The organism is Nocardia sp. NPDC052316 (genome assembly GCF_044547795.1).
Lineage (GTDB): Bacteria > Actinomycetota > Actinomycetes > Mycobacteriales > Mycobacteriaceae > Nocardia.
Genome location: NZ_JBIUBB010000008.1, coordinates 22,938 through 44,706, shown reverse-complemented (window position 1 = coordinate 44,706; position 21,769 = coordinate 22,938). Strand labels below are relative to the sequence as shown.

Below are 21,769 nucleotides of genomic sequence, written 5' to 3'. Positions count from 1 at the left end.
TCAAGGTTGTGACGACGACCACACCGCGGCGCGCGTCCTACGGCTTCGACGCGCCGCCGGTCATGCTCACATTGGGTGTCCTCGCGGTCGGCTTCCTCGCGGCCGCCGTCGGCAACGCGCTGGTCGGCAATGCCGCACCGGCCTGGCTCACCCTGCTGGGCGGCCTCGCCATGGCCGCGCAGTTCGGACTGTTCCTGCACGCGACCCGGCGCGGCAAGTTCCGCGCCTGGGAACGCCTGCTCGACGATCTCCGGCTGCGCGGCGACGAACGCCTGCTCGACCTGGGCTGCGGTCGCGGTGCGGTGCTGCTGGCCGCCGCGAAACGGCTGCCGAGGGGACGCGCGGTCGGCATCGACCTGTGGCGCTCGGTCGACCAGTCCGGCAACAGTCTCGCAACCACCGAGCGGAACGCCGTGGCCGAAAACGTCGCCGACCGCATCGAATTGCACACCGGCGACATGACCGCCCTGCCGTTCCGCGACGGCGAATTCGACGTGATCGTCTCCAGCCTCGCCATCCACAACATCAAAGCCCCCGCGCGTCGGGCCGCCGCCGTGCGCGAGGCCCTGCGCGTGCTGCGTCCCGGCGGGCACCTCGTGCTGGTCGACATCGGCCGGACCGGCGAATACGAGTCGACCTTGACGGCGAACGGTGCGGAGACGCTCAGCGCGCGCACCCTCGGCTGGCAGCTGTGGTGGGGCGGGCCATGGACGAAGACGCACGCGCTCACCGCCGAGGCGCCACCCGCGAGTTGAGCGCGCGGCGCGGTGCGTCGCGCGGATTCCCGCGGCACCGATGAATTCCGTTGCCGCGGCACGTCTTCAGTAGCGGACACATTCCCGACGGGTAGGAGCGGCGATGCGCGACCTGATAGTGACCGAGAACATCACCCTGGACGGTGTGATCGAAGCCGCGGAGTGGTTCGCCGTGGCCAACGCCGAAGGGGTGGATCAGTCCGACCTCACGGCGGTGCTCGGCACGCATATGGCGAGTTCCGACGCGGTGCTGTTCGGCCGGGTCACCTTCGAGGAGATGCGCGGATACTGGCCCAAGCAGATCGACGATCCGAGCGGCGTCACCGACCACCTGAACAAGACGACGAAATACGTCGTGTCGAGCACCCTGGCGGACCCCGAGTGGGAGAACACGGTGATCCTGGGTGGTGTCGACGAGCTCCGCGCGGTGCGCGAGCAGCCGGGCAAGGACATCGTCGCGACCGGCAGCATCCAGCTGGTGCACGCCCTGATCGCCGCCGACCTGGTCGACGAGTACCGCCTGTTCGTCTATCCGGTGGTCCAGGGCACGGGCCGGCGATTGTTCGCCGACGCCGCGCGGATCCCGGCGTTGCGCCTCATCGAGACGCTTCCGTTCAACTCCGGGGTGGTCCTGCTGCGCTACCGGCGGCCGTAACAGGGCCGGCCCGTCTTCAGGGCACGCGATTTCTGGGGACGGTGACCCATCTGGCACAATGAACAACCGTCCTTCCGGACAAGTGTCAGCCCGTCTCCGGTTACGTACCGCGCGGCGGTCACACACTCCATGCGCTAAACCGGGCTCGCAGACCGTGCGGGTCGCTGAATTGCGCCGTGACCAACCTACGAAAGAGGCAGAACAAGCATGGCTGTTCGCATCAAGCTCACCCGCCTGGGCAAGATCCGCAACCCGCAGTACCGCATCGTCGTCGCCGACGCGCGCACCCGCCGGGACGGCCGGTCCATCGAGTCCATCGGCCTGTACCACCCGAAGGAAGAGCCGTCGCTCATCGAGATCGATTCCGAGCGCGCTCAGTACTGGCTGAGTGTCGGCGCGCAGCCGACCGAGCCCGTCCAGCGCCTGCTGGAGATCACCGGTGACTGGCAGAAGTTCAAGGGCCTGCCGGGCGCCGAGGGCACCCTGAAGACCAAGGCGGAGAAGGCGTCCAAGCTGGACCTGTTCAACGCCGCGCTGGCCGCCGCCGACAACGCCCCGACCAACGAGGCCGTCACCCCGAAGAAGAAGGCCGCCAAGAAGGAAGAGGCCGCCGAGGCGCCCGCCGCTGCTGAGGCCGCCGAGTAATGAGTGCCGTCGTCGCCGATGCTGTCGAACATCTTGTTCGCGGCATCGTCGCCAACCCCGATGACGTCCGCGTCGAGCTGATCACCGGCCGCCGCGGGCGCACCGTCGAGGTGCATGTGCACCCCGACGACCTGGGCAAGGTGATCGGTCGCGGCGGTCGTACCGCGACCGCGCTGCGCACCCTCGTCGCCGGTATCGGCGGCCGGGGCATCCGGGTCGACGTGGTCGATACCGACCAGTAGATGGAACTTGTCGTAGGACGGGTCGCCAAGTCGCACGGCGTGCGCGGTGAATTGGTCGTCGAGATACGCACCGATGATCCGGCCGCCCGGTTCGCCCCGGGCAGCACGCTGCGCGGGCGGCTGCCGCGATCCAAGGAAGTCCGCGACTTCACCGTGGAGTCGGCCCGGGAGCACTCGGGCCGGCTTCTCGTGTTTCTCGCCGGCGTCGCCGACCGGGACGCGGCCGACGCATTGCGCGGCACGCTGTTCGTGGTGGACAGCGAGGACCTGCCGCCGTCCGACGACCCGGACGAGTACTACGACCACGAACTCGAGGGGCTGACCGTCCAGCTCACCGATGCGACCGTGGTCGGCACCGTGCGCGAAGTGCTGCATTCCGCTGCGGGAGAACTGCTTTCGGTGACAGCCGCGGAAGACGGCAGGGAGATCCTGATCCCCTTCGTCACCGCCATCGTGCCAACGGTGTCCCTCGCGGACCGGCTGATCGTCATCGATCCGCCCGAAGGACTCCTCGATCCGGAATGAGGTCGGCGTGAAACTCGATGTCGTCACGATCTTCCCGGAATACCTGGAGCCGCTGCGAACGGCGTTGCTGGGCAAGGCGATCGACAAGGGCCTGATCTCGCTGGACGTGCACGACCTGCGCCGGTGGACCCACGACGTGCACAAGTCCGTCGACGACTCGCCCTACGGCGGCGGGCCGGGCATGGTCATGAAGCCGACGGTCTGGGGTGACGCACTCGACGAGGTCTGCCCCGACGACGCGCTGCTGGTGGTCCCGACGCCCGCCGGCGTGCCGTTCACCCAGGACACCGCGCACCGCTGGGCCGCCGAAGATCATCTCGTCTTCGCTTGCGGCCGCTACGAAGGCATCGATCAGCGCGTCTTCGACGACGCCGCCCGCCGAGTCCGGGTCGAAGAGGTCAGCATCGGCGACTACGTCCTCATCGGGGGCGAGGCCGCCGTGCTCGTGATGACCGAAGCCGTCGTCCGCCTGCTGCCCGGTGTCCTGGGCAATCAGCAATCCCACCAAGAGGATTCGTTCTCCGACGGTCTGCTCGAAGGCCCCAGCTATACCCGTCCCGTCGTCTGGCGCGACCTCGAGGTGCCCTCGGTGCTGCTGTCCGGTGACCACGCCAAGGTGGCGGCCTGGCGCCACGAGCAAGCCCTCGAGCGCACCCGCGACCGCCGCCCGGACCTGCTTTCCGGCACCGACTGAACCCGACGGCGCTCGCGCGCCGAGAGCACCTGGCTACGGCAGTAACCCGTGCCGGCGCGCGGTGACCACGGCTTCGTGGCGGGTGTGCGCGTCCAGCTTGGTCATGGCGTTGCGGAGGTAGCTCTTGATGGTCTCCGGTCCGACCGAAAGCCGTTGGGCGGCTTCCTGATTGGTGCAGCCGAGCGCGATCTGGGCGAGCACGTCCAACTCGCGCCGGGACAGGTGCGGAGCATCCGTGGCCGGGTCGCCGACCATCACGCGCGTCAGGCGTTCGCAGACCGTGTGCAGGCGGTTGCGGAGGTGGTCGTCGGCCGAGTGGACCATGCCGCGGAGTTCGGCGTGGATGTCGCGCAGCTCCTCGGCCATTGCGGGTGCGGTGTCGGAGGCGGGGTTGGTCGCCTCCAGCAGCCGCAGGCGCCGGTCCACCTCGTCGCGGATGGCGATCTCGGTGGCCAGCCGGCGACCGGCCTGCACGACGAGGTCGGCGGTGCGATCGCCCAGCGGGCTCGCACCACGCGTCGCCGCGTAGAGCACCGCGCGCGAGCGTTGGCCGACCACCACCGGCACGGCGACGATCGAGCGCAGCCCTTCGCCGGAGACCGGTCCGTCGTAGTGGTGGGTGATGCTGGAGGTGTTGAAGTAATCCGAGACCGAGGCGGGGCGGCCGGAATCCATCACTCGGCCACCCAGACCCGAGGCACGCAGCACGGACAGTCCGCGCAGGCCGTTGGTCAGGGTGCCGACGAATTCTGATAGCAGCAGTGCATCGCCGTGCACTTCGCCGCCGAACGCCACCGGCACCCGCGCCGTGCCCGCTACCCAGCGGATTTCGGCGCGCAAGGCGTCGGCGTCGCGTGGACGCAGCAGTGAACTGTGGGTCATGGGACTCACCCCTTTTCGGGGGTAGTGGGTGATCGATGTGACCCACATCCTATTGGGTGAGCTGGATCATGATGAGGAGTGGCGGAAATGGGCACCGACCTGACTGCGCGGGTGCGCGAACTGCTGGACATGTACGACCGGCCCGACGCGTGCGCGGCGGAGCTGCTGTGTGACCGGCATCCGGCCGATGCGATCGCCTTCACCATCATCGATCGCGATATGTCCTCGATCGATCTCAGCTACGGCGAACTGCGCGAGCGTTCGGCGCGTTTCGCCACCGGCCTGGCCGAACTGGGGATCCAGCAGGGCGACCGGGTCGCGACGTTGATGGGGAAATCCACCGATCTGGTGGTGGCCCTGCTCGGGATCTGGCGTCGCGGCGCGGTGCATGTTCCGCTGTTCACCGCGTTCGCGCCGCCCGCCATCGCCTTCCGCCTGGAGGCGAGTGGCGCCTCGATCGTCATCGCCGACGCGGATCAGGCGGCCAAATTGGCGCCCGGCCCGGATCTGCCCGCCGACCCGCCGTGGCAGCTCATCGTCAGCGGTGACGCGCCCGAGGGCACGCTCGGCATGGTAGATCTGCTCGCCGACGAGGCGCAGCACGCACCGGCCGCGGTGATCGGCGGCGACGGCCTGCTGGTCGAGCTGTTCACCAGCGGCACCACCGGAACGCCCAAGGGTGTGCCGATTCCGTTGCGCGCGCTGGCGTCGTTCCAGGCGTATCAGGAGTTCGCGCTGGACGTGCGCGAAGACGACGTCTTCTGGAACGCGGCCGATCCCGGCTGGGCTTACGGGCTGTACTGGGCGATCATGGCGCCGCTGGCCAGCGGGGTGCGCAGCATCCTGCTGCACGCCGCGTTCTCGCCGACGCTCACCTGGCAGGTGCTGGAACGCTTCGGCGTCACCAACTTCACCGCCGCCCCGACGGTGTATCGCGCGCTGCGCGCCGACAGCGCCGGGTCATCGATGCATGCCGCACTGCGTCGCGCGTCCTCCGCCGGGGAGCCGCTGACCCCCGAGGTCGTCGCGTGGTCGCGGGAGCATCTCGGGGTCGCCGTGCGCGACCACTACGGGCAGACCGAGCACGGCATGCTGATCTGCAACTCCTGGCACGAGGCGCTCGACACCGAGGTACCCGCGGGCTCGATGGGCCGGGCGTTGCCCGGGTGGACGTGCGCGGTGCTGTCCGATGACAGCGACACCATCGCACCCACCGGTGAGCTCGGCCGGGTCGCCATCGACACCGAAAACAGCCCGCTGATGTGGTTTCTCGGCTACCTCGATGCGCCGGAGCGCACCGCCCAGCGCTACACCTCCGACGGCCGCTGGTACCTCACCGGCGACGCGGGCTCGCAGGACGAGAACGGCTTCTTCCGCTTCTCCGCGCGCGACGACGACGTGATCATCATGGCCGGTTACCGGATCGGCCCGTTCGAGGTGGAGAGCGTGCTGGTGCTGCACGACCAGGTCGCCGAGGCTGCGGTGGTCGGCATGCCCGACGAGCTGCGCGGTGAGGTGCTCGAGGCATTCGTGGTGTTGCGCAACGGGTTCACCGGTAGCGTCGAGCTCGAGGCCGAACTGCAGGATCTGGTGAAGAAGAAGTTCGCCGCCCACGCCTACCCGCGCACGGTGCACTTCGTGGCGAGCCTGCCGAAGACGCCGAGCGGCAAAGTACAGCGATATGTGCTGCGGCAGAAGGGGAACAAGTGATGGCGCTGCCGAGTTACGCGTCCGGCACCTCGCAGACCCCGCTGCTCGGCGACACCATCGGCGGCAATCTCGACCGCACCGTCGCCGCCTATCCGGACCGGGAAGCCTTGGTGGACAAGCCCACCGATCGGCGCTGGACCTACCGCGAGCTCGGCGCCGCCATCGACGCGCTGGCCACCGGCCTCGCCGCGCGCGGCATCGGGAAGGGCGACCGGGTCGGCATCTGGGCGCCCAACTGCGCGGAATGGTTCTTCGTGCAGTACGCGACGGCGAAGATCGGCGCGATCCTGGTCAATATCAATCCCGCCTACCGCACCAGCGAGCTGGAATACGTGGTGCGCCAAGCGGGGGTACGGGTATTGGTCGCGGCGCCGGAGTTCAAGACGTCGAACTATGTCGCGATGATCGAGCAGGTCCGACCGAACTGCCCGGCGCTGGAGCAGGTGCTGGTGCTAGGTACGCCGGAATGGGATGAGCTGGCGGGCACCGCGATCGACGCGGATCGGTTGGCCGCGCTGGGTGCGGAGCTGTCCATCGACGATCCGATCAACATCCAATACACCTCGGGGACAACAGGTTTCCCCAAGGGAGCGACGCTCAGCCATCACAACATCCTGAACAACGGCTTCTTCGTCGGCGAGCTGTGCGGGTACACCGAACAGGACCGGATCTGCGTGCCGGTGCCGTTCTACCACTGCTTCGGCATGGTCATGGGCAACCTGGCCAGCACGAGTCACGGTGCGGCGGTGGTGATTCCGGCGCCTGCGTTCGATCCGGTGGCGACCCTGGCCGCCGTCGAGTCCGAACGCTGCACCTCGCTCTACGGCGTGCCGACCATGTTCATCGCCTTGCTCACCGAATTGGACTCCGCGACGCCGGATCTGTCCAGCCTGCGCACCGGCATCATGGCGGGCTCGCCATGCCCCGTCGAGGTGATGAAGCGGGTGATCGACCGGATGGGCATGCACGAGGTGTGCATCTGCTACGGCATGACCGAGACCTCGCCGGTGTCCACCCAGACCCGCCGCGACGACGGCATCGACCGACGCACCGCCACCGTCGGCCGGGTCGGCCCGCACCTCGAGGTCAAGATCGTCGACCCCGCAACGGGTCTCACGGTGCCGCGCGGCGAGCCGGGCGAGCTGTGCACCCGCGGCTACTCGGTGATGCTCGGCTACTGGAACGACCAGGCCAAGACCACCGAGGCGATCGACACCGCCCGCTGGATGCACACCGGCGACATCGGCGTGATGGACGACGACGGCTACCTGGCGATCACCGGCCGGATCAAGGACATGGTCATCCGCGGCGGCGAGAACGTCTACCCGCGCGAGATCGAGGAGTTCCTCTACACCCATCCCGACATCCTGGATGCCCAGGTGATCGGCGTGCCCGACCCCAAATACGGCGAGGAGCTGATGGCCTGGGTCCGGATGCGGGAGGGGGCGGCACCGCTGGACGCCGAGGCCGTGCGCGAGTTCTGCGCAGGTAAGCTGGCGCACTTCAAGATTCCGCGCTATGTGCACGTGGTCGAGGAGTTTCCGATGACCGTCACGGGCAAAATCCGCAAGGCGGAGATGCGCGAATTGTCGCGCGGGCTCCTCGGTTTGGCCGAGTAAGTCCGATATCGCTGCTGGTGAGCGGCGTTAACACGGCGGATGCCCCGAATAGTGTGGTCGTGTGAGCAGTTGGTGATCCACATATGGTGGAACAAGGTCATTTTCGGGGATTGACAAATCTGATATCGAAAGGTCTTGCATGTCCATCGGTTCGTTATCACGTGTCCTGTTTTGCGTTTTCGTCGGCGCCGCGCCACTGCTCATGGTCGCACCGGCCGCCTCCGCGGCGCCGGACAGCCCCTACAGCTGCTCGGGTGTTTATTTGACGAGCGACGGCTCCGCAGAAGTGGAGTCCTGCATTTATGCCGAGAACGGAGTGCCGAGGGCATTCGGTGGAATCACCTTCAAAAACGATTCCATCAATTCGAAGAATTGCACCATGGTGGTGACCGTCGTGGATAAAGACGCATTGGCCAACGGCGGCACCACTGAACACGTCGCGACCAGCGGGCCATTCCCGTGCACCAACGGCAGATACCCCTCCCCGCCGTTGACTGTTGACCAGGCCCTGGCGAAGCCGGGACATCGGTATGTCAGTTTCACCGAGATCACCAAGGACGGCAACGGGCTCATCCGGATGTACAGCCCGGAACTGATCTTGCCGTAGGCAATTGGGTCCGGCTGCGCGAACTATCGAACCAGGCCGAGTGCGCTCGGCCTGGTTCGTCGCGTCGTGCCGAAGGCCGGGACCAGCGGTGACGCGGCACGTGCGACCCGGTTCCACTGGGTGCGGGCCCCTTGTCGGGTGGTCCCGGTAGTGTCTGCGGACGTGACGACAGCGCCCGAGACTGTAAGTGCAGAGTCCGACCCCGCCGTGCTCCCCGCCACGACGCCCGTCGGTGTCGCGAGCCAAGCGAGCGTGAACCGTCGCATCGCCGACGAGCTCGCGGTGCGGGAGAGCCAGGTGCGTGCCACCGTCGAGCTACTCGACGCGGGCTCGACCGTGCCGTTCATCGCGCGATACCGCAAGGAAGTCACCGGCGGCCTCGACGACGCGCAGCTGCGCCTGCTCGACGAGCGTCTGCACTACCTGCGCGAGCTCGACGAGCGCCGCGGCGCCATCCTCGAATCCATCCGCGGCCAGGGCAAACTCGACGACGCGCTGCACCAGCAGATCATGCTCGCCGAGACCAAGGCCCGGCTCGAGGACATCTACCTGCCGTACAAGCCGAAGCGGCGCACCAAGGCGCAGATCGCCCGCGAGGCGGGCCACGAGCCGGTCGCCGACGCGCTGATCAACGACCCGACCACCGATCCCGCCCAGTACAACGCCGAGCAGCTCGACGGCGCGCGGTCGATCCTGGTCGAGCGGTTCGCCGAGGACGCCGACCTGGTCGGTGAGCTGCGCGAGCTGATGTGGAACCGGGGCCAGGTCCGGTCGACCGTGCGCGCGGGCAAGGAGGAGGCGGGCGCCAAGTTCGCCGACTACTTCGAGTTCAACGAACCGTTCACCAAGCTTCCTTCGCACCGCATCCTGGCGCTGCTGCGCGGTGAGAAGGAAGACGTGCTGTCGCTGCACCTCGAGCCGGACACCGAAGAGCTCGAGCCGGGCGAACGCTCCATCTACGAAGGCCGCATCGCCGTCAAGTTCGGCATCGCCGACAAGGGCCGCGCCGCGGACTCCTGGCTGCTGGACACCGTGCGCTGGGCGTGGCGGACCAAACTGCAAGTGAGCCTTGGCATCGACACCAGGATGCGACTGCGGCAGGCGGCCGAGAAGGACGCCGTCGACGTGTTCGCGGCGAACCTGCGCGACCTGCTGCTCGCCGCGCCGGCCGGCACCCGCACCACCATGGGTCTGGACCCCGGCTACCGGACCGGTGTGAAGGTGGCCGTCGTCGACGCCACCGGCAAGGCGGTCGCCACCGAGGTGATCTACCCGCACAAGCCGCAGGGGCAGACCGAGAAGTCCCTTGCCGTGCTCGGCGCGCTGGTCGCCCGGTTCGGCGTCGAGCTCATCGCCATCGGCAACGGCACCGCCTCGCGGGAGACCGATGCCCTTGCCGCCGAGCTCATCTCGCGCATTCCGGAGAACAAGCCGACCAAGATCGTGGTGTCCGAGGCGGGCGCGTCGGTGTACTCCGCCTCCGCCTACGCCACCCAGGAACTGCCCGACATGGACGTGTCGCTGCGCGGCGCGGTGTCGATCGCGCGCCGCCTGCAGGACCCACTGGCCGAGCTGGTGAAGATCGATCCGAAGTCGATCGGCGTCGGCCAGTACCAGCACGACGTGTCCGAGACGCTGCTGGCGCGCTCGCTCGGCGCGGTGGTCGAGGACGCGGTGAACGCGGTCGGCGTCGACGTGAACACCGCCTCGGTGCCGCTGCTGTCGCGGGTGTCCGGCATCGCCGGTTCGGTGGCGGAAAGCATTGTGGCGCATCGGGATCAGAACGGGCCGTTCCGCAGCAGGACCGCGCTGCTCGAGGTGCCGCGGCTCGGGCCGAAGGCGTTCGAACAGTGCGCGGGCTTCCTGCGCATTCGCGGCGGTGACGACCCGCTGGACACCTCCGCGGTGCACCCCGAGGCGTACCCGGTGGTCCGGCGGATCATGGCGAAGACCGGCCGCGACATCACCGAGGTCATCGGCAACACCACCGTGCTGCGCTCGCTGCGCGCCGACGAGTTCACCGACGAACGCTTCGGTCTGCCGACCGTCACCGACATCATCAGCGAACTCGAAAAGCCGGGCCGCGACCCGCGACCGGAGTTCAAGACCGCGGAGTTCGCCGCGGGCGTGGAGAAGGTCGCCGACCTCGAGCCCGGCATGGTGCTCGAAGGGGTCGTCACGAACGTCGCCGCGTTCGGCGCGTTCGTCGACATCGGTGTGCACCAGGACGGGCTCGTGCACGTCTCGGCCATGTCGCACAACTTCATCAAGGATCCGCGCGAGGTGGTGAACACCGGTGACGTGGTCAAGGTGAAGGTGCTCGAGGTCGACGTCGCCAGGCAGCGCATCGGACTGTCGCTGCGGCTGGACGATGAACCGGGCGTCGCCGCCAAGGGTGAACGAGGCGAGAATCGGCAGCGTGGCCACGGTGAGCGCAAGGGTGGCGCACCGGAGCGGCAGAATGGGCAGGGCAAGAACCAGCAGGGCCGCAATCAGGGTCAGCGGAGCCAGGGCCAGGCTCGCGGCGGTGGCAATCAGCGCCGCAACGCGCCCGCGCCCACCGGTTCGATGGCGGATGCGTTGCGCCGGGCGGGTTTCGGGCAGTAGTTCGGACGGAGGATTCAGGCGGCCATGCGACGGTGGCTCAGTGAGGATGTGATCGCGCAGGGCAGGCTCCCGCTGCTGTGCTTCCTTCTAGGGTTCATCGTCGGCTTCCTGTTGATCCGGCTCAGCGTCCGGCTGATCCGGAAACAGGTGCGCTGGTGGCCGGGCAACGTGCGGTCCGGCGGGGTGCACATTCACCACATGGTGTTCGGGGTGATCCTGGTGCTGGCGTCCGGCGTCGGCATGGTCACCGTCTATCAGACCGCCGACACCACCACTGCCGCCGTGCTCGCCGCCGCCTTCGGTGTCGGTGCCGCGCTCACCCTCGACGAGTTCGCGCTGATCTTCTATCTGCGCGACGTGTACTGGGAGGAGCAGGGACGCACCTCGGTGGACGCGGTGTTCGTCGCGCTCGCGGTAACCGGTTTGCTACTACTGGGTTTTCACCCGCTCTGGCTGCTGGACATCAACGACTTCCGCAGCGACCCGAGCATCGAAGTCCGGGTGTTCGTGGTCGCCTTCGCCGTGGTGAACCTCGGGCTCGCGGCGATGGTCATCGCCAAGGGCAAGATCTGGACCGGCCTGTTCGGCATGTTCTTCCTGCCGCTGCTCGTGGTCGGCGCGCTCCGGCTCAGCAGGCCCGGCGCCCCATGGGCCCGCTGGCGTTACGCCGACCGCCGCCGCCTCATGTACCGCGCCATCGTCCGCGAACGCCGCTACCGGCGCCCCGTCATTCGCGCCAAAATCTTCGTCCAAGACCTGGTCGCCGGTAAACCCGACGTCGAACACGTCCGCACCGCAGCCGAAGCCGAGCTCACCCGCACCGTCGTGCCCGCCCCGCCGGCACCCCACCGCCACCACCTGTCCCTGTTCTCCTCGGACCACGAGCCGGTGGCGGACCCGGCCGACGCCGAGCCGGTGGCGCACGCGCCCGATCGTGAGTGAGCGACCGGACACGGACCGGTGCGGTGGGCTCAGGCTGCTAACCGCCGCGGCGCCGACGTAACCGCTGGTGCTCGTTCGGTCAGATGCGGTCGTGCAGGGTGATCTGGTAGCCGTCGGGGTCGGCGAAGGTGAATGTCCGGCCGAACGGGCCGTCGATCGGCGCGGCGACGATGGTGTGCCCGTCGGCGACGAGCGCATCGTGAATGGCCTGGACGTCGGTGGCGTGCAGCCAGATCGCGGCCCCGATGCCGGGCTGGGCAATGGAGGCGAGATCGGTGCCGGGAATGACCTCGCGGAGTGCGAAGGCGATCGGCTTCGTCTCGAAGACGACGGCGTGCGGAGGTCCGGCTGGCGAGCGGACGAGGCCGAGGTACTGCTCGTAGAACGCCTGCGAAGCGTTGAGGTCACGCGCTTGTAGCGAGAGGAAGTCGGGGCCGGTGGCGGGCATGATGATGCTCCTTCGTTGCGTGTCAGTCTTCTGACACGGCCCAATGTATGTCAGAATACTGACATGAGTCAAGACGGCGTCGACCTGGACAAGTCGCTGGGCTACCTGCTGAAAGAGGTGTCAAGCGCGCTGCGCGCGGCCATGGAGGAGGTGCTGCGGCCGCTCGACATGACGGTGACGCACTACTCCTGCCTCGAACTGCTTGCGCAGCGACCGGGCCTGTCGAATTCCGAACTCGCGCGGGGTGCGTTCGTGACGCGGCAGTCGATGAACGTGCTGCTTCAGGCGCTGGAACGAGAGGGTCACGTGACCAGGCCCGCGCAGGCCCCCGTGGGGAAGATTCTGCCCACGCGGCTCACGCCGCTCGGCCGACGGAAGCTGGAGCAGGCGAGCGCGGCGGTCCGGTCCGTCGAGGTCAGGATGCTGGCCGACCTGACCGAGGCCGAGCAGTCGGCCGCGTTCCGGATCATGCGGACGATGATTCGTTCCCTGCGCGACGGCAACGACGGTGCATAGCCCGTTCCGGGGGTCGATTTTTCTCGCGACCCGCTGATCTGGCACAATACTCAGGTTGCCCTGGGTGATCGTGGACCAGGCGCATCCCCTTGAATCGGAGCATGAACCGGCCGAGCACGCGATGTGCCGCCAGGGTCCTCTGTTCGCGCGAACCCATAAGGATGGAAATGAACACCCTTGACTTCGTCGACGAGAAGTCGCTGCGCAGCGACGTCCCCGACTTCCGGCCGGGCGACACCCTCAATGTGCACGTAAAGGTCATCGAAGGCTCGAAGGAGCGCATCCAGGTCTTCAAGGGCGTCGTCATCCGACGCCAGGGCGGCGGCATCCGCGAGACCTTCACGGTCCGCAAGGTGTCGTTCGGTGTCGGCGTGGAGCGCACCTTCCCGGTGCACACCCCGAACATCGACCACATCGAGGTCGTCACCCGCGGTGACGTCCGTCGCGCCAAGCTGTACTACCTGCGCGATCTGCGCGGCAAGGCCGCCAAGATCAAGGAAAAGCGCTGAGCTGACTGTCGCTTCGCGCGGCAATTCGTGGTTGTCACCACGCATAGATATCTCGAATAGCCCGACATCTGAGGATGTCGGGCTATTCGTCTGTCCGGGGCTAGAAGGGTCGCGCCGGTTGGTCGGCGCGAGCACCCGGCGTGGCCGGCTCGGTGAAGGTGCCGGGCCACGCCCGAATCCGCGCGGGCAGGCTTCGTGGCATGCCTCTGGGGGCGGGCTCGCCGCCTACCTGGGTGGGAACACCCGCGTCGGCTGATCGATGGCCACCCGAACGTCGGGCATGATCAACCGACGGGCAGTACTCGAAGGTCGCCTCAGTGGACGTGAAGCAGTACTCCACTGCAGCACCCCCAATGAGCGGGCTAATCTAGTCCGCGTGGCAGACGAAAGCGGGTCGATTGCGGTGTCCGGGTCGGACGACGAAGGAAACCGTCCGCGCAGCAGGCGGCGCGGAAAGCAGCGCAAACAGCGACCGTTCTGGCAGGAGCTGCCGATCCTGGTCGTGATCGCGGCGGTGATCGCAGCCCTCATGGTCACTTTCATCGGGCGCCCGTACGTGATTCCGTCCCAGTCGATGGAGACCACCCTGCACGGCTGCGCCGGCTGCACCGGCGACCGCATCTACGTGCAGAAACTCAGCTACTACTGGGGTGATCCGAAGCCGGGCGACGTCGTCGTGTTCGTCGGGCCGCCCTCCTGGAACGACACCTACCGGTCGATCCGTTCGGACAACGCCGTGGTGCGCGGCGTGCAAAACTTCTTCTCTTTCTTCGGTCTGGTCCCGCCGGACGAGAACGACCTGGTCAAACGCGTGATCGCGGTCGGCGGCCAGACGGTCGAGTGCTGTGATCCGCAGGGGCGGGTCATCGTCGACGGCAAGCCGCTGGACGAGCCGTACGCCCGCTACATCGTCCCGTACACCCCCGGCCAGCCGTTCGGCGCCGGTGGCGGGCGCGAGTTCAAGCCGGTGAAGGTGCCCGAGGGGCATCTGTGGGTGATGGGCGACAACCGCAACGAGTCGCGGGATTCGCGCGCCCACATCAAGGACGAACTCCAGGGCACGGTGCCGGTGGACAACGTCCGCGGCAAGGCCGTCTTCAAGATCTGGCCGCCCGGGCGGATCGGTCCGGTGCGTTCGGAGAACGCCCAGGAAAACTAGACCATCAGCGGCCGCAGCATAATTGGACGGTGGGGCAGGGTCGAGTGGTACAGAGCAATGGGTGGCCGCCGCGCGTGGTCATGCGCAAGGCCGGTGGGTTGCGCACGCTGGAAGCGGCACTGATCCGCAGCGGGCTCGGCCCGGTGGCCGGCGTCGACGAGGCGGGTCGCGGACCGTGTGCGGGACCGTTGGTCGTCGCGGCGTGCCTGCTGGCGCCGAAGGCCTACGACAAGCTGGCCGGGCTCGATGATTCGAAGAAACTCACCGAGCCCGTCCGGGAAGAGCTGTACCCGATCATCACCCGGCTGTCGCTGGCCTGGAACGTGGTGGTCATCCCGGCCTGGGAGATCGACTCGATCGGCATCCACGTCGCCAATATCGAAGGCATGCGCCGCGCGGTCGCCGGGCTCGGCCGGACGCCGGGTTATGTGCTCACCGACGGGTTCCGGGTTCCGGGCATTCCGGCGCCGTCGCTGCCGGTGATCGGCGGGGACGCCGCCGCGGCCTGCATCGCCGCCGCCAGCATCCTGGCGAAGGTCACCAGGGACCGGATGATGGTCGAGCTCGACGAGCGGTTCCCCGGCTACGGTTTCGCGTCCCACAAGGGCTACAACACGCCCGACCACATCGCCGCCTTGCACCGCCTCGGCCCCAGCGACGAACACCGGCGTTCCTGGCGCAATGTGCGGGAGGCGGCGGGCCTGCGGCCGGTCGCCACGGTGGCCGAGGAGGCCGATGCGGTACTCGCGGGCGAGGTCGACCCGATGATGTCCGAGGAGTTCCAAGTCGTGCGTCCGGATAGCCGAGTGGCTACCGGCGCTACCCATGCGCGATGATGTCAGCACACGACGCAGCGCGGCGAGAAGGAGGACGTCCCACCCGATGAGTGCCGAGGACCTCGAGAAGTACGAAACCGAGATGGAGCTCTCGCTGTACCGAGAGTACAAAGACATCGTCGGTCAGTTCTCGTACGTGGTGGAGACCGAGCGTCGTTTCTACCTGGCCAACTCCGTGGAGCTGCGCCCGCAAAACGCCGACGGTGAGGTGTACTTCGAGGTTCGGATGAGCGACGCCTGGGTGTGGGACATGTACCGCCCGGCCCGCTTCGTCAAGCACGTCCGGGTGATCACCTTCAAGGACGTCAACATCGAAGAGCTGGAGAAGCCGGACCTGCGCCTGCCGGAGTAGCCCGCCAGCCCTGCCCACCGACAACTCACGCTGCGCAGCGTGAGTTGTCCACAGGGCCTCGGCTATCAACAGGTTTTGTCTTTGCCCAGGTCGACGCCCGAAAGCGCGGTGCCCGGCCGGGGACGCTGACCGAGTGACAGACACAAGGGCGCTCGGCGCGTACGGCGAGAAACTGGCGGCACGGTACCTGCAGGCCGCGGGGATGGAGATCGTCAGCAGAAACTGGCGATGCCGATACGGCGAACTGGACCTGATCGCCAGGGACGCCGACGTCACCGCATTCGTAGAGGTCAAGACCCGCTCCGGGCTCGGATTCGGGATACCGGCCGAATCGGTCACCTTCACCAAGCGGCAGCGCATTCGGCGGCTCGCGCTGCTGTGGCTGGCCGAGCAGGACGGGCCGTGGCGGCACATCCGGTTCGACGTCGTCTCGGTGCTGCTGATCCGCGGGCACGAGCCGCAGATCGATCATCTCGCGGCGGTGTTCTGATGGCCCTCGGCCGGGCTCATTCGGTCGCGGTCACCGGGGTGGACGGTCTACTCGTCGAGATCGAAGCCGACATCGGGCAGGGGCTGCCCTCGGTGCACCTGGTCGGCCTGCCGGATACCGCTCTGCAGGAATCGCGGGACCGGGTGCGTTCGGCGGTGGCGAACTCGGGGGAGAAGTGGCCGGACGGGCGGGTGATCCTGGCGCTGTCGCCTGCGACGCTGCCCAAGATCGGCAGCATCTACGATCTGGCCCTGGCGATCGCGGTGCTCGACGCGTCGGGTGTCGTTCCGTCGGAGCGGCTGGCGAAGACGGTATTGCTCGGTGAGCTCGCACTGGATGGCAGGGTCCGGCGGGTGCGCGGCATCCTGCCCGCGGTGATCGCGGCCCGCAATGCGGGATGGCCTGCGGTCGTGGTGCCGGAAGCGGCGCTGGCCGAAGCCGGATTGGTCGCCGGTGTCGACGTTTTCGGGGCGCCGAGCCTGCGCATGCTGCTGGCCTGGTTACGCGGTGAAGGCACGCTGCCCGAACCGAAAGGGCAGCTGCCCGATCCGGTGCGCTGCGGCGGCGACCTGAGCGAGGTGGTCGGACAGGACGAGGCCCGTTGGGCGTTGGAGGTGGCCGCGGCCGGCGGGCACCATCTGCTGCTCACCGGTCCGCCGGGGATCGGGAAGACCATGCTGGCGCAACGTCTGCCGGGGCTGTTGCCACCGCTGTCGGAGTCCGAATCCCTGGAGGTGACCGCCATCCACTCGATGGCGGGGGCGCTGTCCGGGGATCATCCGCTCATCACGATGCCGCCGTTCGTCGCACCACACCACTCGACGTCGGTGACCGCGATGATCGGCGGCGGCTCGGGCACCGCACGGCCTGGTGCGGTGAGCAGGGCGCACCGCGGCGTGCTGTTCCTCGACGAATGCGCCGAGATCGGAACCAAGGTTCTGGAGGCGATGCGAACTCCGTTGGAAGAGGGCGAGGTTCGCATCGCCCGCCGCGACGGCGTCGCCCGGTATCCGGCGCGGTTCCAGCTGGTGCTCGCCGCCAACCCTTGTCCGTGCGCACCGGCACGGGACGTCGACTGCATCTGCGCACCGCTCGCCCGGCGCCGCTACCTCGGGAAACTGTCCGGTCCGCTGATGGATCGCATCGACATCTGGGTGCAGATGCGCGGACAGTCCGGTGCCGCGTTCAGTACCGACGAAGCCGAGAGCAGCGCGGTGGTGCGCGAGCGGGTCGCCGAGGCGCGGCAAGCGGCGCTGCGGCGCTGGCAGGAGTTCGGCTGGCTGACCAACGCCGAAGTTCCCGGACATATTCTGCGCCAACAATTCCGGCTACCGCGGGAGGCGATCGCTCCGGTCGAGACGGCTTTGCGTCTCGGTCGAATGTCGGCGCGTGGGGCCGACCGCGCTATCCGAGTGGCGTGGACCATCGCCGATTTGCGTGGCGCTGAGCTGCCGACCGCGCAGGATGTGCTGTCGGCATTGAACTTTCGTCAGCGGGGTGCGCAGTGAGTGCCGGACAGGTCGTGCGAACGGGCGGCACGGTGTCGCTTCCGGGGTACGTCGGTGGAGAGCTCTCGGCGGACAACACGGAAGGGTGTTCCGTGCCCATCGATCTCGACGCCTACCAGCGGCGGCTGGCGTGGGTGTATCTGTCCCGGGTGGTGACCGGGCCGTGCGCGGCGCTGTCGGCATTGATCGAGTCGGTCGGGGTGCTCGAGGCGGCACGGGCCGTGCGCGAGTGCGACCTGCCCGCGTCGCTGCGCGGGCCCACCGAGCAGCGGCGCCGAACCGATTCGGCCGCACGGGATCTGGATACGATCGAGCGGATGGGCGGGCGCGTCGTCACGCCCGAGGATGCCGAGTGGCCCGCGTGGCGGCTACTGGGACTCGCCCAGCTCGGCGCCGATCGGGACCGGGACGGCGCGGTGCCGCTCGTGCTGTGGGTGCGTGGGCCGCTGTCGTTGCTGGAGTCGAGCGAGCGCGCACTCGCCGTCGTCGGCGCACGATGCAGCACCGGGTACGGAAATCGGGTCACCGGCGAGATTGCCGGCGACCTCGCGGCCCAAGGCTGGACTATCGTGTCCGGGGCCGCCTTCGGGATCGATGGGATGGCGCATCGCGCGGCCTTGGCCGTCGGCGGGCGCACCATCGCGGTGCTGGCCTGCGGCGTCGACCGGCCGTACCCCGCACAGCACGATCGGCTCCTGGCCGAGATCGCCGAGACCGGACTGGTGGTCAGTGAGTATCCACCGGGCACCACCGCCCACAAGCACCAATTCCTGGCCCGAAATCGACTGGTCGCCGCGTTGGCGGACGGCGTCCTGGTCGTCGAGGCCGGATTGCGCAGCGGCGCGCGCAACACGGTGAAATGGGCACGCCGCCTCGGCCGTCCGGCGCTGGCCGTCCCCGGCCCGGTCAGCTCGGCCGCGTCCGTCGGTTGCCACCGGATGATCCGCGAAGGGGAAGCACTGCTCGTCACGCGGGCCGAGGAGGTCATCGACGAGGCGGGCCCGCTCCAGCTGCCCATGCCCGGCGTCGCCGGTCCGGTCGATCGGCGTGCGGAAGCCTTATCGGGCGACGAAGCGCTTGTCTTTGCCGCCATGCCGGAGGTCGGTTCGCGCGTTCCTCGCGAACTGGCCCAGCAGTCCGGACTGTCGCTGGCCGCTGTACGAGCAGCACTGCCTGCCCTCGAATTCGCGGAGTTGGTCGGCACGGACGGCGGCGGTTGGTTCCGAAAAGTAGTCGGCCGCCGCAACTCAGAGGACAAGTGAACGAATGCGAACCACCCCGAGAAGGAAACTGCCGTGATCCTTACCCTCGATCGCAAGGACTTTCGCGCGATCCGGCCATCGACCGGTGCCGCGGCCTTCCGGGTCCGGCCCGACGACCGCCGATCGGCGCGGTGGCTTGCCAACGGAGCCTACTGTCGGGACGGTGGTGAGATGGACGAGCTACCCGAGGACCTGGAAGCACTGCTGACGGAGTACGGCAGGCATCTGCGGCTCGGGCGGAACCGGTCCGCGCACACGGTGCGGGCCTACCTGGGGGACGCGCGTTCGCTGCTGGCGCACCTGTACGCCAGATCGGCGGATTCCGCGGTGCGGGAACTGGATCTGCTGTTGCTGCGGTCCTGGCTTGCGCAGCAGTCGACCGCGGGGGCGGCGCGGACCACGATGGCGCGGCGGGCGTCCGCGGCGCGGACCTTCACCGCCTGGCTCACGCAGACCGGACGGTTGGCCGTCGATCCGGGACTGCGGCTGGGTTCCCCCAAAGCGCATCGGGTATTGCCTGCGGTCCTCGGTCAGCAGCAGGCGCTCGGCGTCATGGGCGCCGCGGAATCCGGTGCCGCACAGCATGACCCGATGGCACTGCGCGACCGGCTCATCGTGGAACTGTTGTACTCCACCGGAATTCGAGTCAGTGAGCTGTGCGGCCTGGACATCGACGACGTGGACCGCGAACGCCGGGTGGTTCGGGTGCTCGGCAAGGGCAACAAGGAACGCTCGGCTCCCTTCGGCATCCCCGCCGACGAGGCGATCGGCCACTGGCTGCAACACGGTCGCGCGGCCTTCGCGACCGCCGAGTCCGGCCGGGCACTGCTGCTCGGCCGCCGCGGCAAACGCCTCGACCAACGCCAAGCCAGAACCGTGGTCCACGAGGTGGTGTCGTCCATCCCGGGTGCGCCCGATATGGGTCCGCACGGTCTACGCCACACCGCCGCCACCCACCTGCTAGAAGGCGGCGCCGACCTGCGCGTCGTCCAAGAACTTCTCGGTCACGCCAGCATGGCCACCACTCAGCTCTACACCCACGTCTCCATCGAACGTCTCAAGAAGGTGCACGACCAAGCGCACCCTCGCGCCTGAATCGATCGGCCGCTGTGCCGAATGGTGGCCAGAGTGCAGTGACCGCGCTGGTCCCGGCGCGAGACCGGGACCAGCTCTGGGAGGAGGGCATTCACGGATCGCCACCGCCTCGCCAGTACACGGCGCTCACCACCTGCATCGCCGCTTTGGGGAACCTCGCCACTTCCGGGCCGCTGAAGAGTGCGGATCCCTAGAAGTGGCGCGGATCCCTACTGGGAGTCAGCTGACTTCTACCGTGTCTGCCTGCGGTTGCCCGGTCGGCATTTTCCGCGTCCGGAGCAGGGTCAGGCCGAGTATCGCGGCCGCGACGCAGAAGCCCGCGCTGATCCACGAGCCGGTGGACATGGCGGTGGTGAAGGCTTCCTTCGCGGCTTCACCGAAGCCGAGTTGGAAGGCGGCACCGATGGATTCGCGTGCCGCATCGGGTGCGTCCGTGGGCATGTGATCGGTGAATACACCGGCGAGCACGCTGCCGAGGATGGCGATGCTGATCGCCATGCCGACCTGCTGCAAGGTGTCGTTCATGGCCGAACCGACACCGGCGTGCTCGAGCGGAATGGCGCTCATGATCGAGGCGTAGGCGGCGGGGCCGGCCAAACCGCCGCCGATGCCCATGACCAGCATGCTGACCAAGATCCACAGGTAGCCCTCGCCGACAGCGAGAATCGCGAACGCCCCCGCCATGATCGACAGCCCCGAGACGATCAGCGCCTTATTGCTGATCTTCTTGCCCAAGGTCGCGCCGAGGCCGTTGCACACCGCGGCGGCCACCGCGTACGGCAGCAGCGCCAACCCGGCCTTCATCGGCCCGTAGCCGAGCACGAACTGCAGGTACTGGGTGAGCATCAGCATCACCGCGCCCATCCCGAACACCATGAGCAGCAGGGTGAACGCGGTGCCGGTGAAGTCCCGATTGCGGAACACCGCCAGCGGCAACATCGGATGCTCCGACCGGCTTTCCCACACCACGAACCCGATCGCGGTCAGCACGGCCAGCACGATCATGCCGATGTTCCACTCCCGCTCGATGATCACGTAGACCGTCGACACCAGCGCGACGATGGACAGCAGCACGCCGACCAGGTCGACCGGCCGCTGCTCACCGGAGGTTTCGGGCATCAGCACCAGCGCGGCCACGATGGCGAGCACCGCCACCGGGATATTGAGCAGGAACACCGACCCCCACCAATAGTGCTGCAGTAGCAGGCCGCCCAGCGTCGGCCCGGCCACGATGCCGACCATCGAGACGGTCGACCAGGCGGCCATCGCCTTGCGCCGCTCGTCCTCGGCAAAGGTGGTCATCAGGATGGACAGGGTCGACGGCATCAGCAGCGAACCGCCGACGCCCATCGCCACGCGGGCGGCGACGACGTGCCACGGCTCGGTGGCGAGCACCGCGGCCAGCGATGCCACGCCGAACAGGGCGAGGCCGTAGATCAGCATCCGTCGCCTGCCGAATCGGTCGGACAGGCTGCCCGCGGTGAGCAGGAGTCCGGCGAAGACCAGCACGTAGGCGTCCAGGATCCACTGCACGTCCGACGGTGTGGCACCCAGTTCCCGGATCAGCGACGGGATAGCGAGATTGAGCACAGTGCTGTCGAGCATCAGCACCAGCAAGGACAGGCAAAGGACCCCCAGAATCCACCAACGGCGAGGGTCTCGTACAACGTTCGATTCCACTCGAACAGCGTACGAGAGACTCGAACGATGT

23 protein-coding genes are annotated in these 21,769 nt (G+C 68.0%); 20 read left to right on the top strand and 3 right to left on the bottom strand.

The window, feature by feature from the left end:
• Nucleotides 1-8 precede the first annotated feature (8 nt).
• The 6 genes from ACIHA7_RS34840 (at nucleotide 9) to trmD (ending at nucleotide 3,516) form a co-directional block, all read left to right on the top strand.
• Complete coding sequence (locus tag ACIHA7_RS34840) at nucleotides 9-755, top strand: class I SAM-dependent methyltransferase (RefSeq protein WP_397295625.1); 747 nt, start codon at nucleotides 9-11, stop codon at nucleotides 753-755.
• Nucleotides 756-858: 103 nt separating this feature from the next.
• Nucleotides 859-1,410: a dihydrofolate reductase family protein gene (locus tag ACIHA7_RS34835; RefSeq protein WP_397295623.1), complete on the top strand. Its 552-nt coding sequence runs from the start codon at nucleotides 859-861 to the stop codon at nucleotides 1,408-1,410.
• A 207-nt stretch (nucleotides 1,411-1,617) separates the two neighbouring features.
• Complete coding sequence (gene rpsP, locus ACIHA7_RS34830; RefSeq protein WP_397295621.1) at nucleotides 1,618-2,055, top strand: 30S ribosomal protein S16; 438 nt, start codon at nucleotides 1,618-1,620, stop codon at nucleotides 2,053-2,055.
• Complete coding sequence (locus ACIHA7_RS34825; RefSeq protein WP_011210690.1) at nucleotides 2,055-2,297, top strand: RNA-binding protein; 243 nt, start codon at nucleotides 2,055-2,057, stop codon at nucleotides 2,295-2,297. Before rpsP ends, ACIHA7_RS34825 begins: the two co-directional genes overlap by 1 nt.
• Entirely contained in the window at nucleotides 2,298-2,822 is a 525-nt protein-coding gene (gene rimM / locus ACIHA7_RS34820; RefSeq protein WP_397295620.1) for a ribosome maturation factor RimM, read from the top strand.
• A 7-nt stretch (nucleotides 2,823-2,829) separates the two neighbouring features.
• Complete coding sequence (gene trmD / locus ACIHA7_RS34815; protein ID WP_397295618.1) at nucleotides 2,830-3,516, top strand: tRNA (guanosine(37)-N1)-methyltransferase TrmD; 687 nt, start codon at nucleotides 2,830-2,832, stop codon at nucleotides 3,514-3,516.
• Between the two features lie 33 nt (nucleotides 3,517-3,549).
• On the opposite strand, the gene ACIHA7_RS34810 is transcribed toward trmD, so the two are convergent.
• Entirely contained in the window at nucleotides 3,550-4,398 is an 849-nt protein-coding gene (locus ACIHA7_RS34810; RefSeq protein WP_397295617.1) for a LuxR C-terminal-related transcriptional regulator, read from the bottom strand.
• A gap of 87 nt (nucleotides 4,399-4,485) precedes the next feature.
• Between ACIHA7_RS34810 and ACIHA7_RS34805 the strand changes: the two genes are divergently transcribed.
• From ACIHA7_RS34805 to ACIHA7_RS34785, 5 genes are all read left to right on the top strand, one after another.
• Nucleotides 4,486-6,108: an AMP-binding protein gene (locus tag ACIHA7_RS34805; RefSeq protein WP_397295616.1), complete on the top strand. Its 1,623-nt coding sequence runs from the start codon at nucleotides 4,486-4,488 to the stop codon at nucleotides 6,106-6,108.
• Nucleotides 6,108-7,727: an AMP-binding protein gene (locus tag ACIHA7_RS34800; protein ID WP_397295615.1), complete on the top strand. Its 1,620-nt coding sequence runs from the start codon at nucleotides 6,108-6,110 to the stop codon at nucleotides 7,725-7,727. Before ACIHA7_RS34805 ends, ACIHA7_RS34800 begins: the two co-directional genes overlap by 1 nt.
• Before the next feature lie 139 nt (nucleotides 7,728-7,866).
• Nucleotides 7,867-8,334, top strand: a complete 468-nt coding sequence (locus ACIHA7_RS34795) for a hypothetical protein (protein WP_397295614.1) — start codon at nucleotides 7,867-7,869, stop codon at nucleotides 8,332-8,334.
• A gap of 207 nt (nucleotides 8,335-8,541) precedes the next feature.
• Nucleotides 8,542-10,941, top strand: a complete 2,400-nt coding sequence (locus tag ACIHA7_RS34790; RefSeq protein WP_397295955.1) for a Tex family protein — start codon at nucleotides 8,542-8,544, stop codon at nucleotides 10,939-10,941.
• Between the two features lie 24 nt (nucleotides 10,942-10,965).
• Complete coding sequence (locus ACIHA7_RS34785) at nucleotides 10,966-11,883, top strand: hypothetical protein (protein ID WP_397295612.1); 918 nt, start codon at nucleotides 10,966-10,968, stop codon at nucleotides 11,881-11,883.
• A gap of 79 nt (nucleotides 11,884-11,962) precedes the next feature.
• On the opposite strand, the gene ACIHA7_RS34780 is transcribed toward ACIHA7_RS34785, so the two are convergent.
• Nucleotides 11,963-12,331, bottom strand: a complete 369-nt coding sequence (locus ACIHA7_RS34780) for a VOC family protein (RefSeq protein ID WP_397295611.1) — start codon at nucleotides 12,329-12,331, stop codon at nucleotides 11,963-11,965.
• A 63-nt stretch (nucleotides 12,332-12,394) separates the two neighbouring features.
• Between ACIHA7_RS34780 and ACIHA7_RS34775 the strand changes: the two genes are divergently transcribed.
• The 9 genes from ACIHA7_RS34775 to ACIHA7_RS34735 all read left to right on the top strand — a co-directional run bounded on the left by ACIHA7_RS34775 (nucleotide 12,395) and on the right by ACIHA7_RS34735 (nucleotide 20,058).
• Entirely contained in the window at nucleotides 12,395-12,847 is a 453-nt protein-coding gene (locus tag ACIHA7_RS34775) for a MarR family winged helix-turn-helix transcriptional regulator (RefSeq protein ID WP_397295609.1), read from the top strand.
• A gap of 167 nt (nucleotides 12,848-13,014) precedes the next feature.
• Nucleotides 13,015-13,356, top strand: a complete 342-nt coding sequence (gene rplS / locus ACIHA7_RS34770; RefSeq protein ID WP_029893064.1) for a 50S ribosomal protein L19 — start codon at nucleotides 13,015-13,017, stop codon at nucleotides 13,354-13,356.
• Between the two features lie 376 nt (nucleotides 13,357-13,732).
• Nucleotides 13,733-14,515 carry a signal peptidase I gene (gene lepB / locus ACIHA7_RS34765; RefSeq protein WP_397295608.1) on the top strand — a complete coding sequence of 261 codons (783 nt, stop codon included), beginning with the start codon at nucleotides 13,733-13,735 and terminating at the stop codon, nucleotides 14,513-14,515.
• 80 nt (nucleotides 14,516-14,595) lie between these two features.
• Nucleotides 14,596-15,351 carry a ribonuclease HII gene (locus ACIHA7_RS34760; RefSeq protein ID WP_397295953.1) on the top strand — a complete coding sequence of 252 codons (756 nt, stop codon included), beginning with the start codon at nucleotides 14,596-14,598 and terminating at the stop codon, nucleotides 15,349-15,351.
• Between the two features lie 46 nt (nucleotides 15,352-15,397).
• Nucleotides 15,398-15,703, top strand: a complete 306-nt coding sequence (locus ACIHA7_RS34755; RefSeq protein ID WP_011210678.1) for a DUF2469 domain-containing protein — start codon at nucleotides 15,398-15,400, stop codon at nucleotides 15,701-15,703.
• Between the two features lie 133 nt (nucleotides 15,704-15,836).
• Entirely contained in the window at nucleotides 15,837-16,193 is a 357-nt protein-coding gene (locus ACIHA7_RS34750) for a YraN family protein (RefSeq protein ID WP_397295606.1), read from the top strand.
• Entirely contained in the window at nucleotides 16,193-17,701 is a 1,509-nt protein-coding gene (locus tag ACIHA7_RS34745; protein WP_397295604.1) for a YifB family Mg chelatase-like AAA ATPase, read from the top strand. Before ACIHA7_RS34750 ends, ACIHA7_RS34745 begins: the two co-directional genes overlap by 1 nt.
• A 92-nt stretch (nucleotides 17,702-17,793) precedes the next feature.
• Nucleotides 17,794-18,963, top strand: coding sequence for a DNA-processing protein DprA (gene dprA / locus ACIHA7_RS34740; RefSeq protein WP_397295603.1), 1,170 nt, complete (start codon nucleotides 17,794-17,796; stop codon nucleotides 18,961-18,963).
• 171 nt (nucleotides 18,964-19,134) lie between these two features.
• Nucleotides 19,135-20,058, top strand: coding sequence for a tyrosine recombinase XerC (locus tag ACIHA7_RS34735; protein WP_397295951.1), 924 nt, complete (start codon nucleotides 19,135-19,137; stop codon nucleotides 20,056-20,058).
• A 219-nt stretch (nucleotides 20,059-20,277) separates the two neighbouring features.
• Here the strand turns inward: ACIHA7_RS34735 and ACIHA7_RS34730 are convergent, their stop codons facing one another.
• Entirely contained in the window at nucleotides 20,278-21,738 is a 1,461-nt protein-coding gene (locus tag ACIHA7_RS34730; RefSeq protein ID WP_397295601.1) for an MFS transporter, read from the bottom strand.
• Between the last annotated feature and the right edge of the window lie 31 nt (nucleotides 21,739-21,769).

What these genes read in the sequence shown, in the direction of transcription:
- ACIHA7_RS34835 (WP_397295623.1), top strand. Translation starts at nt 859, where the DNA reads ATGCGCGACCTGATAGTGACCGAGAACATCACCCTGGACGGTGTGATC.
- rpsP (WP_397295621.1), top strand. Translation starts at nt 1,618, where the DNA reads ATGGCTGTTCGCATCAAGCTCACCCGCCTGGGCAAGATCCGCAACCCG.
- ACIHA7_RS34825 (WP_011210690.1), top strand. Translation starts at nt 2,055, where the DNA reads ATGAGTGCCGTCGTCGCCGATGCTGTCGAACATCTTGTTCGCGGCATC.
- rimM (WP_397295620.1), top strand. Translation starts at nt 2,298, where the DNA reads ATGGAACTTGTCGTAGGACGGGTCGCCAAGTCGCACGGCGTGCGCGGT.
- ACIHA7_RS34810 (WP_397295617.1), bottom strand. Translation starts at nt 4,398, where the DNA reads ATGACCCACAGTTCACTGCTGCGTCCACGCGACGCCGACGCCTTGCGC.
- ACIHA7_RS34805 (WP_397295616.1), top strand. Translation starts at nt 4,486, where the DNA reads ATGGGCACCGACCTGACTGCGCGGGTGCGCGAACTGCTGGACATGTAC.
- ACIHA7_RS34800 (WP_397295615.1), top strand. Translation starts at nt 6,108, where the DNA reads ATGGCGCTGCCGAGTTACGCGTCCGGCACCTCGCAGACCCCGCTGCTC.
- ACIHA7_RS34795 (WP_397295614.1), top strand. Translation starts at nt 7,867, where the DNA reads ATGTCCATCGGTTCGTTATCACGTGTCCTGTTTTGCGTTTTCGTCGGC.
- ACIHA7_RS34785 (WP_397295612.1), top strand. Translation starts at nt 10,966, where the DNA reads ATGCGACGGTGGCTCAGTGAGGATGTGATCGCGCAGGGCAGGCTCCCG.
- ACIHA7_RS34780 (WP_397295611.1), bottom strand. Translation starts at nt 12,331, where the DNA reads ATGCCCGCCACCGGCCCCGACTTCCTCTCGCTACAAGCGCGTGACCTC.
- ACIHA7_RS34775 (WP_397295609.1), top strand. Translation starts at nt 12,395, where the DNA reads ATGAGTCAAGACGGCGTCGACCTGGACAAGTCGCTGGGCTACCTGCTG.
- rplS (WP_029893064.1), top strand. Translation starts at nt 13,015, where the DNA reads ATGAACACCCTTGACTTCGTCGACGAGAAGTCGCTGCGCAGCGACGTC.
- ACIHA7_RS34760 (WP_397295953.1), top strand. Translation starts at nt 14,596, where the DNA reads ATGCGCAAGGCCGGTGGGTTGCGCACGCTGGAAGCGGCACTGATCCGC.
- ACIHA7_RS34755 (WP_011210678.1), top strand. Translation starts at nt 15,398, where the DNA reads ATGAGTGCCGAGGACCTCGAGAAGTACGAAACCGAGATGGAGCTCTCG.
- ACIHA7_RS34745 (WP_397295604.1), top strand. Translation starts at nt 16,193, where the DNA reads ATGGCCCTCGGCCGGGCTCATTCGGTCGCGGTCACCGGGGTGGACGGT.
- ACIHA7_RS34735 (WP_397295951.1), top strand. Translation starts at nt 19,135, where the DNA reads ATGGACGAGCTACCCGAGGACCTGGAAGCACTGCTGACGGAGTACGGC.